Genomic DNA, 14,815 nt, shown 5'->3' with positions numbered 1-14,815 from the left:
CCGCTGCACCGAAAGGGTGCACGGCGGGTTCGGGCCGGGGGCCACTGGAGAAGGGTCCGCGCAGCGGAAACCTCGCCAGTGGCCTACCGGTACTCCTGCACGGAGCCCCTGCGGGCGGCCAGGTCCTCGTACGTGTCGAACTGCACGACACCGTGCTGCGCATCGAGGTGCACGACAGCGGCAACGGCACACCCACCAAGCGAGAGGCACGGAGCACCGACGCCGAAGGCCGCGGCCTGCTCCTCGTATCCGCAGTGGCCGACCACTGGGGCGTGGAGGAACGCCATGGCCCCGGCAAGTGCGTCTGGGCCGCCTTCCACCACAGCACGGTGCTGGCATGCTGACGCCCGCCAATACCGAGTCCTTCACGCTGACCGCCGGTCTGATCGCCTCCCTGGCTACCACCACATGGCTGGACACCGCACCGACCGGCACCACTCTGTGCTGCCTCCTGCTGGTGCCCCAACAACGCCGCAGCCTCTACGAGACGCCGACGGTCATCGAGCAACGCATGCGCGCGGTCGCCGAAACTCTGCACCTCGGCCCCGCCACCGCACCTCCGCCGGCCATCGGGCCACGCCTGCGCCAGATCACCCCGACCGAGGTGGCCTTGCGCTTCGACGGCACCCCCTATCGAAAACGCATCCCCGCAGGCCGCCCCTGGACCCTGCTCCTCGGCCGAGGGACCCCGGTAGCCCTTGTCCTGGGCCTCGACCCGCTCTCCCGCAGTGCCACGTCGGCAGAGATCGACGCCTATCTGGACCGCGCCACGCCCCGCCAGCGCCTCCTCTTCGGTCACACCCGAACCGAATGAACCCCAACCCACCCCAGGGGGGACATCCCGTGACGACCCACCCCGTCTCACCGAACACCGTCCTGGCCAACGCCCTCCATCATGCCGAGGACGTCCTGACCCCACGTATCCTGGCCACCCCAGCCCAGCGGATCGTGCTGGTCGTCGGCACCCAGATCAACGGCGCCCCGCACATCGGCACCTCGCTCGTCCAGTCAGTCGCCTTCGCCATGGCCGCCCGCCTGCGCGACCGCTTCGGCATTCCAACGGAGGTCCTGTTCAGCGCCCTCGACAACGCCCCATACGAGCTGGCCACCGACCCGGTCAGCGGTCACCGTTACCAGCGCGCCTACGCCCAGACCCTCGGCGACCAGGCACTGACCGACCTCGTCGGTGCCCTCTACCAACCCCTCTTCACCGCCCTGTCCCGGCGCCTGGGCATCCCGCACCGCGTCGAGACCTACAGCCGGCAGCAGGCCGGCGAGCACTTCCGCCGCACCTGGCTACGGCTCCTGCCCCGACTCGACGCCGCCCGCTGGTGGCTGGCCCCCTCCACCGGCACGCCACACGTGCGAGTCCCATGCCCACAGCCCGGCTGCGGCTGGGCCGAGAAGCACGCCGAACGCACTCGCGTCCAACTCACCGACCGCGAAGCCGCTCAAGTGGCTGCCGTCTGCCTCCACCACGGTCCTTACCAGGCCACCATCGCCCCGGCCGATGGCGCCTACCTCGACCTGGCCACGCTGTACCGGAACCTCGTCGAGGAACTCGCCCTGTCCAAGCGGCACGGCATCCTGCACGTCATGGTCAAGGGCGGCGACTGGGTCTTCGGCTCCCACCTGGTCGACGAGGCCCTCCAGACCGTCGGCCTCACCCGCGGACAGCTCCCGGCCCGCCTGTTCTGCGCCCAGGTCGTCACCGACACCGGCGCCAAGTTGTCCAAGTCGCTGATCCGCGAGGGCCGCGCTTCTTTGCCGGAGGGCGCGGCCGGCTGGATGCTCGATACCCGGCAGTGGCCCGGCACCCTCGCCGAGTACGCCGAGCAACTGCTGGCCATGACCGATACGTTGCTGTCCGACCCCCGCCACTTCTTCCGCTCGTACTCGGCCGCCGAGATCGGCCGCATGATGACCGCACCAGCCCCCAGGAGCGTTCCCGCCCCATGACCGAAACCACCGCCCGCGTCCACGAGCTCAACCTCTACCGCCAGTACTTCGACCTCGTTGCCGCGGGCACCAAGACTATCGAGGTGCGGGTGAAATACACGCACCTCGCGGACCTCGCAGCAGGCGACGTCATTCGCTTCCGTATCAAGGGCACCGACGAGACCTGCGAAGTGAAGGTCAAGCGGGTAAATGAGTACCTCGACTTCGAGGCGCTGCTTGACGGCGAGGGACCAGCCAACGTCAACCCGACCGCCACCCGCGACCAGCAACTCACCAACATCCGCGCCATCTATCCGCCCGAGAAGGAAGCCCTAGGCACCCTCGCCATCGAAATCGCACGTATTGCGACTTGAGGCCCCGAGCCACCGGCCAACGGGTAAGCGCGCACCTTGCAGCGAAGTTCTGTACCCGGAACCTGCTCACGTCGGATGACGAAACACGCTGGACAATTCGACGGCAACTGGGGCCCTACGGACCCGAGTAGGGCCAATCAGATGCCGGCGGACTCGGCGCGAAGGCAACAGCAACCACCGCAGCGGTCATAGGCGGGCTCGCTCTGTCCGTTTCTGCCCTCACGGACGACGATGCCTGCCACACAGACAGAAGACGGGTCCATTCATCAGTTACTTCGAACCCATCCGAGGTCTAGAAGGAATTCAGATAGTGCGTCACAGGCAATCGGCATGTTCACGCCACCTACCCGCAGAGCTGAGCGTACCGCGCCCGCATGGCCAGGCAATTCATCATGGCAGGCCGATCGCCTTTCTGAGGCTTTGAGCCAACTCTCATCCGGCAGGTTCATCTACAGGCCCGCAGACCAAGGATCACTGCGTCACACCCTTCACAGCAGAAACACAGGGGGTACGCAGTGCACACACGAGCACGAAGATTCGTCATCGCGATCCTGAGCCTGGCTCTGATAGCAGCCGCAGGTGTCGCACCCGCGTGGGCCCTGCCCAGCAGATCGGCCGGCAAGTCGACCGGTGCCGTCACCGCATCGGCTTCGGTCCAGAAGATCCAGGCCGATCGGCCGAAGCCTCCCAAGGCCATGACTTTGGCGGAGCGACGGAAGCAGGTGAAGCAGTCGCGGGGCGAACTGTCCCCGATGCGGGGCTACCTCCACCCACCGTCCAAGAAGCCGACCGGCAAGCCGCACCCTCGGCCGGAGAAACGTCCGAAGAGCGGGCCGGCCTTGAAACGTACCGCGGGCGGACTGGCCCCCCTCGCGGCCGCCTCCACCGTGGACCCTTCCTGGGTGACGGCCTACGCCACCGCCTACCCCGGATCTCTGTCGATCGGTGGGAATCTGCAATTCGCGTCCGGCAGGGGATCGGCGTACAAGGACATGTGGCTGTACGTCCTGGACGAGGCTGGCAACTTCGTCCTCCAGCAGGAGATCCCGCGGACGGCCGCGAACGATCCAAGCGGCAAGAACCTGCAGAGCGGAGCCTGGTGCTACGACTGGTGGTCGGCCAACTCCTACCCCACCGACCAGTGCTTCTGGTGGAGCAGCAGCGCGTTGGGCGGGCATCTTCAGGACGGCAAGAAGTACTACGCCTGGATCTTCGTGCAGGGCACCGACGGTACGTGGAGCCCGAACGGGACCACCTCCCCGCTGGTGGAAGCCTTCTACACCCCTGACATCCCCGGCGCGCAGGCCGGCATCTGCTCCTGCTACGGGCAGGCCCACCGCGCGGACCCGGTCAGCACGGCCACCGGCATGTTCTTCGAGCAGCTCACCGACGCCCAGACGATCGGCGTCGGCAAGCAAGTGGCCCTCGACCGCACCTACCGCTCCGACTCCACGACGACCGGACTGCTCGGCCGTGGCTGGGCGACTCCCTTCGACACCAAGCTGACGATCGCCTCCGACAAGGTCACCTATCAGGCCGATGACGGGGCCAGGTTCGTGTTCCCGCAGGCCAGTGACGGCACGTACACCACACCCGCGGGATCGGTCGCCAAGCTCGTCAAAGGCACCAGCACCTACTCCCTCACCACCCCCGACCACACCACGAGGACCTTCAACAGCACCGGACAGCTCACGTCGCTCGTCGACAACGCCGGCAAGGGCCTGACGTTGACGTACACCTCGGGCAAGTTGTCCTCCGTCAAGGACGCGGCAGGCCGCACCACGGACTTCACCCTGAACGCGGACGGCCAGGCCACCAAGGTGAGCCTCCCGGACTCCACCTCGGTGTCGTACGCCTACACGGACGGTCTGCTGACCGGTGTCACCGATCCGGCGGGCAAGGTTTCCTCCTACGGATACAACGCCGACAAGCGACTCACCTCCTACACCGATCCCGCGGGCGGCAAGGTCGCCAACACCTACGACTCCACCGGCCGGGTCAGCTCGCAGACCGACCCCAACGGCAAGACCACGAACTTCACTTGGGACGGCAGCCGGGAGTCGCACACCACGGCCCCCGACGGCGGTGTGTGGAGCGACATCTACGCCGGCAACATGCTGATGGAGAGCATCGACCCGTACGGCAACATCGTGTCGTACAGCTACGACCGCTATCTGCGTCCGGAGGAGATCACCGACCAGCGTGGCAACACCACGTCGATGACGTACGACAGCGCCGGACGCATGCTCACCCGCAGCGCGCCGTCGTCACTCGGCTACTCCGAGAGCTGGACCTACGACAGCGCGGGCAACATCCTCAGCCACACCGACGGGCGCGGCAACAAGACGTCGTACATCTACAACACGTCCAACCAGCTGACCTCCAGCACTGATCCGCTCGCCGGCAAGACGTCGTACACGTACACGTCGCTGGGCGCCCTGGGAACGGTGACGAGCCCGCGCGGCAAGGTGACGACGTACGGCTATGACGCGGCGGGCAACCGGACTTCGGTCACCACTCCGCTCGGCGAGAAGTCGACCTTCACGTACGACGGTGCGGGCCGCATCCTCTCCAAGACCGACCCCCGCGGGAACGTCACCGGCGCCGACCCGGCCGCCTACACGACGAAGTACACCTACGACGGGCGTGGTCTGCTCAGCACCGCCACTGACCCGCTGGGCCGCACCACCACCTATGGCTACAACGGCGCCGAGCAGCTGACCTCGGCCAAGGACCCGGCGGGCAACACCACCTCGTACGGCTACGACGACGCCGGGAACCTCCTGCGGACCACCGACGCGGCCGGCAAGTCGGTCACCCGCACCTACGACTCCGGCGGCCGCCTCCTCTCCGAGACCGACCCCCTGGGCAACAAGACGACCTACGCCTACGACAAGCTCGGGCGACTGCTGAGCACGGTCTCCGCGCGCGGCAACGTCTCCGGCGCCGATCCCGCCGCCTACACGACGAACTATGCCTATGACGAGGTGGGCAACCGCACCAAGGTCACCGGCCCCACAGGCGCGACGGTCAACACCGAGTACGACGCGGTGAACCGGCCGACCAAGGTCACCGATCCGGTGGGCGACGTGACCACCTACGCCTACGACGCGGTCGACAACGTCACCAAGGTCACCGACCCCCTCGGCAAGAGCGTCTCCTCGGTCTACGACAAGAACGACCGGCTCAGCACCACCACCGACCAACTCGGCAAGACCACCACCTACGCCTACGACACCGACGGCAACCTGCTCAGCCGCACCTCCCCGCTGGGCAACAAGGAGTCCTGGACCTACGACGGCGACGGCCGCCAGGCCACCTCGGTCGATCCGCGCGGCAACGTCTCCGGCGCCGACCCGGTGCAGTTCACCACCACCAACGGCTACGACACGGCCGGCAACCTCACCACCGTCACCGACCCGCTCAGCGGTGTGACCGGCACCGAGTACGACGCGGTGGGCAACGTCACCAAGCGCACCGACGCCGACAAGCGCGTGACGACGTACGGCTACGACAAGCTCGACCAACTCACCACCGTCACAGCCGCCGACGGCGGCAAGACCGCCTACGAGTACGACGCGGCAGGCAACATCACCAAGCGCACCGACGCCAACAACCACGCCACGTCGTACGCCTACGACGACGCTCGCCAACTGACCACGATCACCGACCCGCTCAACCGCGCGACCTCATACGCGTACGACGCCGAGGGCAACCTCACCAAGAAGACCACCCCGGTCGGCTCCACCAGCTATCTCTTCGATGCCCGCGGGCAGCTCACCAAGGTCGACTACTCGGACAGCACCCCCGACGCGTCGTACGCCTACGACGCCGCGGGGCGCATGACGACCCGCGCGAATTCCAAGATCTCCGAAGACTTCGGCTACGACGCGGCAGGCCATCTCACCAAGACCCGCAGCTTCGCCTACACCTACGACGCCGCCGGGCAGATGCTCACCCGCAAGTACTCCGACGGCAACACCATCGCCTACGCCTACGACAACGACGGCCGCACCTCGTCGATGACGGCCGACGGAGTCACCACCAACTACGCCTGGGACGCTTCGAGCAACCTGACCCGATCCACGCTGCCCAACACCGAGACCGAGGACCGCGCCTACGACCGAGCCGGCCGACTGACCGCGGTCACCTCCGCCAAGTCCGGCACCACCGTCACCAAGACCGCCCTCACCCTGTCCGCGGCCGGACTGCCCACCCACGTCGACGTCACCCGAGCCAGTGTGGGCACCGGCGGCTACGACCAGACGTACGACACCGCCGGTCGCCTGACATCCGGCTGCTACCCGCAGCCCTGGGTCACCGGCTGCGCGTCGACCCGTACCACCTCGTACACCTACGACAAGGTCGGCAACCGTCTGACCTCCACCCTCGGCACCACCGGCACGAACTACGTCTACGACGCGGCCGACCAGCTGACGTCCACGACCAGCGGCACCACGACCACCGCCTACGGCTACGACGCCGAGGGCAACCAGACCAAGGCAGGTGCCGACACCTACACCTACGACCTGGCCGGACAGATCTCCGCCGCCACCGTCGCCGGCAGCAACTACACCTACGACCACGACCCGAGTGGCAACCAGGTCACCGCCAGCAAGGACGGAACGGTCACCACTCGCACCCAGTGGGACCCCAACGCCCCGCTGCCCATCCTGGCCACCGAGTACGACAGCGCGTGGGCGATCAAGCAGTCGTACCGCTACGACCCACTGGGCCAGCCCACCGCCACCGAGACCGGCTCGGGCGCACTCTTCTACTACCACCACGACGCCCAGGGCTCCCCGGTCGACGTGACCGGCAGCACCGGGACGCTCTACCAGCGCTGGGCCTACGACCCGTACGGCACCCGCGTCCTGGGCACAGTCACCACCGGCGCACCCGCGAGCACCCCGTCGTACACGGGCGCCCGCTACGAGACCACCACAGGCAACCTCGACCTACACGCCCGCCAGTACAACACCACCACGGGCCGCTTCAACCGCCCCGACCCGGCGTCACCCGACCCCAACAACGCCTACGTCTCGGCCTACGCCTACGCCGACAACACACCAACGCTGTACACCGACCCAAGCGGTCGGACACCTGTGCCGGGCGACAGCAACGGCAACGGAAAGGTCGACAGCCTCGGCGAAGGTCTGAAGATCTTCGGCAACGGCTTCCTGCAGGGCCTGAAGGCACCCTTCGAGTTCATGGGCGACGCCCACGACGCCGTCACGGGGCAGAACGGCGGCGCCGGGGCTTTCGTGGACAAGTACCTGCCCATCCGGCCGGCCTACCGGCTCTACCGGGCCGAGTACCTGCTCCGCCAGCAGGGCTGCGACGCGCTCGCCGACCTGTACGGCGCCGCGGCGGACGAACTCGCACAGCAACTCGCCGTCACCGGCATCGGCGGTCTGACGGGATGGCGCAGGGCCGCCGCGAGCCCTGGCGGCATCGCTGCGGAAGGCGGGGTAAGCGCCATCACGAGACTCCTCTACGGGGCTCGTAAGGGTGAGAGCCTCCCCGGCTCCGCAGGCGTGGCGATCGAGCGCCGTCCGACCGTAGGCGAGTTGGAGAACTTGACCATCAAACACGGGGTCGAGTTCGCCGTGACCTACAAGTTGGGTCCCGGCCCCAAGGGGGCGGGCGGACAGTATTACCTCTACTCCGGCCGGGCCGGCTCAGTGCATCTTCCCGTCACGGCAGACAGCATCCTCATCTACCACAGTCATCCCCGGGGAATTCGTTCGCCGAGTGACGCGGACAGGGCGCTCCTGGAGTCATTCGAGATGGCAGGATCACCGATGCGTTCCTCCCAGATCGTCCCTGTCGGTTGGGCCGGGCTGGTAACGACGTTCACGAAGGACGGCATTTCGGAGTGGAGCCAAATCAAATGACAGACGAGACCGCCGAGTACCACTACGTCTGGGACGGCTCCGAGGACGGCTGGGTGGTCCTCCGGACGAAAGCGGCATCGGGCACCATCTTCAACACCAACACGCGCGTAGCCCTCCTCATTGAGGACAACGCCGTGTACGCACGGGTGATTGAGCTGATGCGCACGCACGGGCGTCCGTTCCTGGACTCCATCCCGCAGTAGACATAGTGGCCCGCCTCGTAACCGGAGGCGGGCCACCACGGGGGCTATGTGATGAGGACCAGCCGACATGCTCGCGCCCAAGAAACCGAGCGCAGACCCGCAGGGTTCCATTCGAAGTCACTTCATCATTCCCTACGACCGCGTCGCGTACCTCGATCACGGACGTGAGGACATGATCGCGCCCGATCTGCTCTGACTCTGCGCCGACAGAGTGCCCCGGGGCCGTGCCTTCTGGTCCCAACGACCGGATGAGTGTTCTTCCCGGGCAACCGCAATCGGCAGTGCAGTCCGCACACAGTCCGCAAGACACCCGATCAGGACCGTCGCAGACCATCGCCAGCCAACCAGAAAAGGCCAGGTCAGCGACCCGTAGCAATCATCACCGCAGGTCACCGACTCGCCCCATTACTAGGAGACCAAGAAGGCCTGACCTTTGGTCATACGGCTCGGCCCGCGACCTGTTCGGTTTCTCCGGTCACGCGGTCCCGCTGCCCGCACCCGGCCCGCGGGGCGCCGAACACGGCGTCCATGACGGTCCGGGTGCGGTCTTCTTTCGCCGCACTTCTTTCGTCGGGGCTTCGTTCGCCCTTCGTCGGGGCTTCGTTCGCCCTTCGTCGGGGCTTCGTTCGCCCTTCGTCAGGGCTTCGTTCGTCCGACTTCATTCGGATACGGCGACCACGTGCTTGCCGACGACGCCGCCGCGTTCGAAGGCCTGGTGCGCCGCGGTGATGTCCGCGAGTGGGTACACGCTGTTCACCACCGGGCGCAGCGCTCCCGAGGTGACGTGGTCGGCCAAGGCGCGCAGCACGGTGGCGTCGGGGTTGGCGCTGAAGGTGCGGATGCGGCGGGCGCCGTACACGCTGGATGCCGCGATCGCGGCCAGGGCGGGGGCCGACAGTCCGACGGTGACCATCCGGCCGCCCTTGGCCAACCGGCTCCGGTAGCAGTTCAGTTCCGTGCCGACCGTGTCGACGATGACGTCGAAGGGGCCGATCAGGTCCGAGGTGGTGGAACCGTGGTCGAGGACCTCGTCGGCGCCGAGGTCGGCGAGGGCTGGGGCGTGGCGGGCGCGGGCCAGTGCGGTCACGTGGCAGCCCAGGGCGTGTGCGAGCTGGACGGCGGCCGTGCCGACGCCGCCTGCCGCGCCGCGGACCAGGACCTTCTCTCCGGGCGCGAGGCGCACGGTGTCCCGCACCGCGATCAGCGCCGTCGCACCGGCGACGACCAGGGAGGCCGCGCCGGCCGCGGAGAGCGTCGCCGGGGCGGGGGCGAGCCGGTCCGCGGGGACGACGGCATACTCGGCCGCCCCGCCGACGGTGTGCCGCTGCCGGGGGTGAACCATGCCCCACACCCGGTCCCCGGTCCGGTGGCCCGTCACGCCGGCGCCGGTCGCGGCGACGGTGCCCGCGAAGTCCAGGCCCACCCCGAGCGGGAACCTGCGGCCCGACACGATCTTCAACTCGCCGGCGCGCAGCATCACATCGTGGCCGTTCACACTGGACGCCTCGACGCGGACCTGCACTTCACCCGCGCCGGGGGCGGGTCGCTCGACGTCGTCGACCCGCAGCACATCCGCTGCGTCGCCGTAACTCATGATCTGAGCGGCCTTCATGGCGCTGTTCCCTTCCGCGGTCGGCTGTTGCGGTTCCGATCCTGGTACCGGGCCGCGGCATCACGGTCGTTCGCCTTTTCCTGGGTCCGGCGGACCCACCCTCGCGGGCCGCGTCGCAGGCATACTGGCGCCGTGACTGACGCGCCCGTCGCGGTGAGCGACGACCCCCGGCACGAACTCGGCGAGTTCCTCCGGACTCGCCGCACCCGGCTGCGGCCGCAGGACGTCGGTCTGGAACCCGGCCCGCGGCGGCGCGTCGCCGGGCTGCGGCGCGAAGAACTGGCTCTGCTGGCCGGGGTCAGCACGGACTACTACCAGCGCATGGAGCAGGGCCGCGACGTACGCCCGTCCGAGCAGGTCCTCGACGCCCTCGCACGCGCCCTCGGCTTCTCCGCCGAGAAGACCCGGCATCTGCACAGCCTCGCCGCCGCCGCGCGCACGCCCACCAGGCGCCCGCGCCACCACGCGCCCGAGGAGGTGCCGCCCACCACCCTGCGGCTGCTGCGCACGATGACCTCGCCCTCCGTGGTCGTCGGCCGCTTCCTGGACGTACTGGCGTGGAACCCGCTCGCCGGCGCCCTGCTCGGCGAGTTCACCCAGCGCCCGCGGAGCGAACGCAATCTGCTGTCGCTGCTGCTGCACCCGGAGGCCGACCGGACGTGCCCTGAGCGGGCCGCCACCGTCGCCGAGCTGGTCGCGATGCTGCGCACGCAGGTCACGGCCGAGCCGGGGCATCCGCGCGCCGTCGAGCTGGTCGGTGAACTCGCCGTCCGCAGCGACGAGTTCGCGGGCCTGTGGGCGCGTCACGACGTGGCGGAGACCACCCGCGGCCGGATGCGCGTCCATCACCCGCTGGTCGGGGAGCTGAACCTGGACTGGGACGCGTACCCGATGCCGGGCGCCACCGGCCCCGTGCTCATCGCCTTCACCGCCGAGGAGGGCGGGCCCGACGCCGAGCGCCTCCAGCTGCTCGCCGGCCTGCTCGTCGCCCCCGGTCCTGCGGCTGCGCCCCTCCCGCGGCCTTGACCCACCGGCCCCTGTCAGTGGGCCGTGCCATCCTGAAGAAATGACTCTGGAGGATCTGGTCCGGCTGCGCCGGGCACGCGACCGGATGGACCGCGAGTACGCGGAGCCGCTGGACGTCGCCGCGCTCGCGCGCACCGCACTGATGTCACCCGGGCACTTCCAGCGGAGCTTCCGGGCGGCGTACGGGGAGACGCCGTACAGCTATCTGATGACCCGCCGGATAGAACGGGCCAAGGCCCTGCTGCGGCGGGGCGACCTGACGGTCACGGAGGTCTGCCTCGCCGTGGGCTGCACGTCGCTCGGTTCGTTCAGCTCCCGCTTCACGGAGCTGGTCGGCGAGACCCCCAGCGCGTACCGGGCCCGGCCGCATGATCACGGCGCACCGATCCCGCCGTGCGTGGCCCAGCGCCTGACCCGCCCGACCCGCCACCGAAACCCGGAAGCGGAGCCGGGTACGCGCCTCTAGGACCTGTCCGGCCGATCACGGTGGGCGGAAAGCTGCGGCGCCTCGTCGATACCGGTGAGCGGGGTGTGGTGCGTGCAGCTGCAAGGCGGCGGAGCGAAGCGACGCGATGGGGGTCCCCCTGTCCGAGCGAAGCCGAGAACTTGGGGGGAGTCGTTGACCGACGACAACGCCGCAGACGCGCGTGCCACACCCCGCGTCTCCGCCGTGATCGGCCGGACAGGTCCTAGCGTGGGGCCATGGACCTGAAACTCTCACAGTGCTTCATCGCCGTGGACGACCATGACAAAGCGCTCGCCTTCTACCGGGACGTCCTCGGCCTGGAGGTCCGGGGTGACGTCGCTTTCGAGGGGATGCGCTGGGTGACGGTCGGCTCCCCGCTCCAGCCGGACGTCCAGATCGTCCTGGAGCCCCCCGCCGCGAGCCCGGACATCTCCCCCGCCGACAAACAGGCCATGGCCGAGCTCCTCGCCAAGGGCATCCTGCGCGGCGTCATCTTCTCCACCGCCGACTGCGACGCCCTCTACGAACGCGTCCGCGCCTCCGGCGCCGACGTCCTCCAGGAGCCGATGGACCAGCCGTACGGCGTCCGCGACTGCGCCTTCCGCGACCCCGCAGGCAACCTCCTCCGCTTCACCGAACGCCCCGATGCCTGACCCCGGCCACCCCCGCATCGGACGGCGGGAGGGAGACTACGTCCGTGCGTTCCGTGGGAGCGGGTCGCCCATGGAATGGAACGTCTGAAGTCCCGTAGTCCGAGGAGTCATCGATGCCGTCCGCGCGCCCCCGCGTCCTCTACGTCAGTGACCTGGCCTACCCGGCCAAGGGGCGGCGGTACTGCGACGAGGACATCTTCCTCACCTCCCGGCTGCGCGAGGAGTTCGACCTCGCCGTGTGCCACCCCCTGGACGCGGCCGCGCTGATGACCGGCTTCGATGCCGTGGTCGTGCGGAACAGCGGGCCCGTGCTGCACTACCAGGCGGAGTACGACGCGTTCCGGAAGCAGGCGGTCACGGAAGGTGTCCGCGTGTACAACCAGCTGTCCGGCAAGGGGGACATGGCGGGGAAGGGGTATCTGCTGGACCTCACCGCGGCGGGGTTCCCGGTCATCCCGACCATCGACCGCGCGGACGGCCTCGACCGGCTTCCGGACGTCGACACCTACGTCGTGAAGCCCAGGACGGGCGCGGACTCCATCGGCTTGGAGTTCGTACCGCGCGACCGGCTGCCCGAACTGTCGTACGACAACATCCTCGTCCAGCCACGCATCGACTTCCGCTACGAGGTGTCCTTCTACTTCGTCGACCACACCTTCCAGTACGCCTTGTACGCCCCCCGCCCGGACGAGCGCTGGGCCCTGGAACCGTACGAGCCGACCGAGCGGGACCGGGAGTTCGCGCAGCGGTTCGTCGACTGGAACGACATCGCGTACGGCATCCAGCGCGTCGACGCCTGCCGGGCCCCCGACGGCGAGCTGCTCCTCGTGGAGCTGGAGGACCTGAACCCGTATCTGTCCCTGGACGTCCTCTCCCCCGACGCACGGGACGCCTTCGTCTCACGGGTGAAAACATCGTTGCGCGGGCTGATCGGGCAGGAGACGGTACGAGCCGCACACGACGTCTGAGAGGGAGCGGGAAACGACCCATGGCCGACCCCATTCGATGGACCTATGCCTTCGTCGACCGGCCCATGAAGGACTTCGATCGCGCCTGCGGCTTCTGGACCGCGGTCACGGCGACGAAGCTGTCCGAACCGCGCGGCGAGCAGGGAGAGTTCGTGACCCTGCTGCCCGACGGTAGCGACGCTTGCGTCAAGGCGCAGGGCATCGGCGCGGGCGACGGCGGCGCCCATCTCGACCTCGCCGTCGAGGACGTACGGGCGCTGGCGGAGTCGGCCCGACAGCTCGGCGCCGAGATCGTCACCACCGAAGAGGACCTGGTCGTCCTGCGCTCCCCCGGCGGCCAGCCGTTCTGCGCGGTCCGTTGGCACGGCGAGTCGGTGCGGCCTCCCGTCGTCCCCAGACCCAGCGGCGCGACCAGCCGCCTCGACCAGGTGTGCCTCGATGTGGCGCCCACCCGTTTCGAGGCCGAAGTCGCCTTCTGGAGCGCCCTGACCGGATGGGCGTCGCACCCCGGCGCGCTCCCGGAGTTCCACCTGCTCAGGCCACCCACCGGGCTCCCCTTCCGCATCCTCCTGCAACGCCTGGACACCGCCCGCCCCGCCTCCGCCCATCTCGACATCGCCTGCTCGGACATCGAGGCGGTACGCGCCGGCCACGAGCGGCTCGGTGCCGTGCTCGTCGGCCACGGTGCCCGCTGGGCCGTCATGCGGGACCCGGTCGGCGGCACGTACTGCCTGACCGGCCGGGACCCGGCGACGGGCAGCCTCCCGGCCCCGCCCTGATCCGGAGGACGGCGCTACGCGGACTCCCACACCTCCACGTCCACCACGGCCGCCACCGGAATCGGCCCGTAGATGTGCGGGAACTCCTCACCCCCGGGCTTGACCGCCTCGTAGCGCAACGGCACGTCCAGCCGTTCGGGATCGATGACCAGGAGCACCAGCTCGTCGGGGCCGTCGTACCCGCCGTACAGGAAGGAGGCGACCGCGGGGACCTGGTGCCGCAGCGAGCAGTGGATGAAGCCCTCCTCCTGGAGGGTGCGGCCACGTGTGGACATCTCATACGCGCCGGCCGCGCGGGCCGCGTCCCACAGGGAGCGCTCGGTGAGGTGCAACAAGGGTTCGGACATGCCGCCACGCTACGCGTCGACGACCGACGACCGACGACAACGCCGCTCGGGGCACCCCCTGATCGAAGAGCTGGGGAGGGCGTGCCGTACACCGCCTTCTCGCCCCGTCCCTCCCATCCCGCTCAGATGTCTCCGGCGCCGTCCAGGACGGGGCGGATGACCACCGGGTAGTTCGTGGCGCCCTCGGGGCCGGGGCAGCGGGTGACGCGCTCGGCGATCTCGGTGACCCGCTCCAGGCTCTCGCACTCCAGTACCCAGTAGCCGTAGCCGGCCGTCAGCTCCTTGGTCTCGCTGTACGGTCCGTCGGTGATGACGGCCTTACCGTCCTGCCCGGCCGTGACCAGGCGGGTCTGTGCCAGTTCGGCCAGCCCCTGCCCGTCGACGAGCTCACCGGACTCCGACAGGTCGTCGTTGATCGCGCCCATGTACGCGTACATCGCCTGCAGCTCCTGCTAGCGCCGCGGCAGGCAACGTTTGCCCGTCAAGGAGCGGCGTCCGGTGCGTGCTCTCGGCGTGCCGGCCGGAAGTCCTCGTACTGGACGTACTTGGGCT

At 68.9% G+C, this 14,815-nt stretch carries 14 protein-coding genes and 1 pseudogene; 12 read left to right on the top strand and 3 right to left on the bottom strand.

The features are described 5' to 3' along the window. The 7 genes from ABZ656_RS50255 to ABZ656_RS50225 form a co-directional block, all read left to right on the top strand. On the top strand, positions 1 to 344 hold a 344-nt coding region (locus ABZ656_RS50255), incomplete at its 5' end, for an ATP-binding protein (protein WP_360278321.1). Beyond that, on the top strand, positions 338 to 814 hold the full coding sequence (locus ABZ656_RS50250; RefSeq protein ID WP_101400599.1) for a hypothetical protein: 477 nt from the start codon (positions 338 to 340) through the stop codon (positions 812 to 814). The genes ABZ656_RS50255 and ABZ656_RS50250, both read left to right, overlap by 7 nt. A gap of 29 nt (positions 815 to 843) precedes the next feature. Continuing rightward, on the top strand, positions 844 to 1,959 hold the full coding sequence (locus ABZ656_RS50245) for a hypothetical protein (protein ID WP_360278318.1): 1,116 nt from the start codon (positions 844 to 846) through the stop codon (positions 1,957 to 1,959). Beyond that, positions 1,956 to 2,312, top strand: a complete 357-nt coding sequence (locus ABZ656_RS50240; protein WP_101400597.1) for an ASCH domain-containing protein — start codon at positions 1,956 to 1,958, stop codon at positions 2,310 to 2,312. The genes ABZ656_RS50245 and ABZ656_RS50240 overlap by 4 nt, the downstream gene beginning before the upstream one ends. Before the next feature lie 695 nt (positions 2,313 to 3,007). Beyond that, positions 3,008 to 8,209, top strand: a complete 5,202-nt coding sequence (locus ABZ656_RS50235) for a DUF6531 domain-containing protein (protein ID WP_360278324.1) — start codon at positions 3,008 to 3,010, stop codon at positions 8,207 to 8,209. Next, entirely contained in the window at positions 8,206 to 8,412 is a 207-nt protein-coding gene (locus ABZ656_RS50230) for a hypothetical protein (protein ID WP_101400596.1), read from the top strand. Before ABZ656_RS50235 ends, ABZ656_RS50230 begins: the two co-directional genes overlap by 4 nt. A gap of 67 nt (positions 8,413 to 8,479) precedes the next feature. Then, positions 8,480 to 8,608 (top strand): hypothetical protein, encoded by a 129-nt coding sequence (locus ABZ656_RS50225; protein ID WP_360278314.1) that lies wholly within the window; start codon positions 8,480 to 8,482, stop codon positions 8,606 to 8,608. A gap of 462 nt (positions 8,609 to 9,070) precedes the next feature. On the opposite strand, the gene ABZ656_RS50220 is transcribed toward ABZ656_RS50225, so the two are convergent. Beyond that, positions 9,071 to 10,024: an NAD(P)-dependent alcohol dehydrogenase gene (locus ABZ656_RS50220; RefSeq protein ID WP_360278311.1), complete on the bottom strand. Its 954-nt coding sequence runs from the start codon at positions 10,022 to 10,024 to the stop codon at positions 9,071 to 9,073. 132 nt (positions 10,025 to 10,156) lie between these two features. Between ABZ656_RS50220 and ABZ656_RS50215 the strand changes: the two genes are divergently transcribed. From ABZ656_RS50215 to ABZ656_RS50195, 5 genes are all read left to right on the top strand, one after another. Next, a complete protein-coding gene (locus tag ABZ656_RS50215; protein ID WP_360278308.1) occupies positions 10,157 to 11,050 on the top strand; it encodes a helix-turn-helix transcriptional regulator in 894 nt (297 codons plus the stop codon). A 40-nt stretch (positions 11,051 to 11,090) separates the two neighbouring features. Further along, the gene (locus ABZ656_RS50210; RefSeq protein WP_054228117.1) at positions 11,091 to 11,516 is read left to right on the top strand and encodes a helix-turn-helix transcriptional regulator; all 426 of its coding nucleotides are present in this window, start codon (positions 11,091 to 11,093) and stop codon (positions 11,514 to 11,516) included. 236 nt (positions 11,517 to 11,752) lie between these two features. Continuing rightward, positions 11,753 to 12,169 (top strand): VOC family protein, encoded by a 417-nt coding sequence (locus ABZ656_RS50205; RefSeq protein ID WP_054228118.1) that lies wholly within the window; start codon positions 11,753 to 11,755, stop codon positions 12,167 to 12,169. A gap of 113 nt (positions 12,170 to 12,282) precedes the next feature. After that, positions 12,283 to 13,137, top strand: a complete 855-nt coding sequence (locus ABZ656_RS50200) for a hypothetical protein (RefSeq protein WP_101400593.1) — start codon at positions 12,283 to 12,285, stop codon at positions 13,135 to 13,137. A gap of 20 nt (positions 13,138 to 13,157) precedes the next feature. Further along, positions 13,158 to 13,916, top strand: coding sequence for a VOC family protein (locus ABZ656_RS50195; protein ID WP_360278303.1), 759 nt, complete (start codon positions 13,158 to 13,160; stop codon positions 13,914 to 13,916). A 14-nt stretch (positions 13,917 to 13,930) separates the two neighbouring features. On the opposite strand, the gene ABZ656_RS50190 is transcribed toward ABZ656_RS50195, so the two are convergent. Next, on the bottom strand, positions 13,931 to 14,263 hold the full coding sequence (locus ABZ656_RS50190; RefSeq protein WP_101400591.1) for a DUF952 domain-containing protein: 333 nt from the start codon (positions 14,261 to 14,263) through the stop codon (positions 13,931 to 13,933). Positions 14,264 to 14,385: 122 nt separating this feature from the next. Beyond that, a pseudogene (locus ABZ656_RS50185) lies at positions 14,386 to 14,715 on the bottom strand (YciI family protein); the annotation flags it as partial. Positions 14,716 to 14,815 lie beyond the last annotated feature (100 nt).

Source organism: Streptomyces sp. NPDC007095, assembly GCF_040634475.1.
GTDB lineage: Bacteria > Actinomycetota > Actinomycetes > Streptomycetales > Streptomycetaceae > Streptomyces.
Note: the sequence above shows the minus strand (reverse complement) of the source record. Positions and strands in the feature narration are given on the sequence as shown.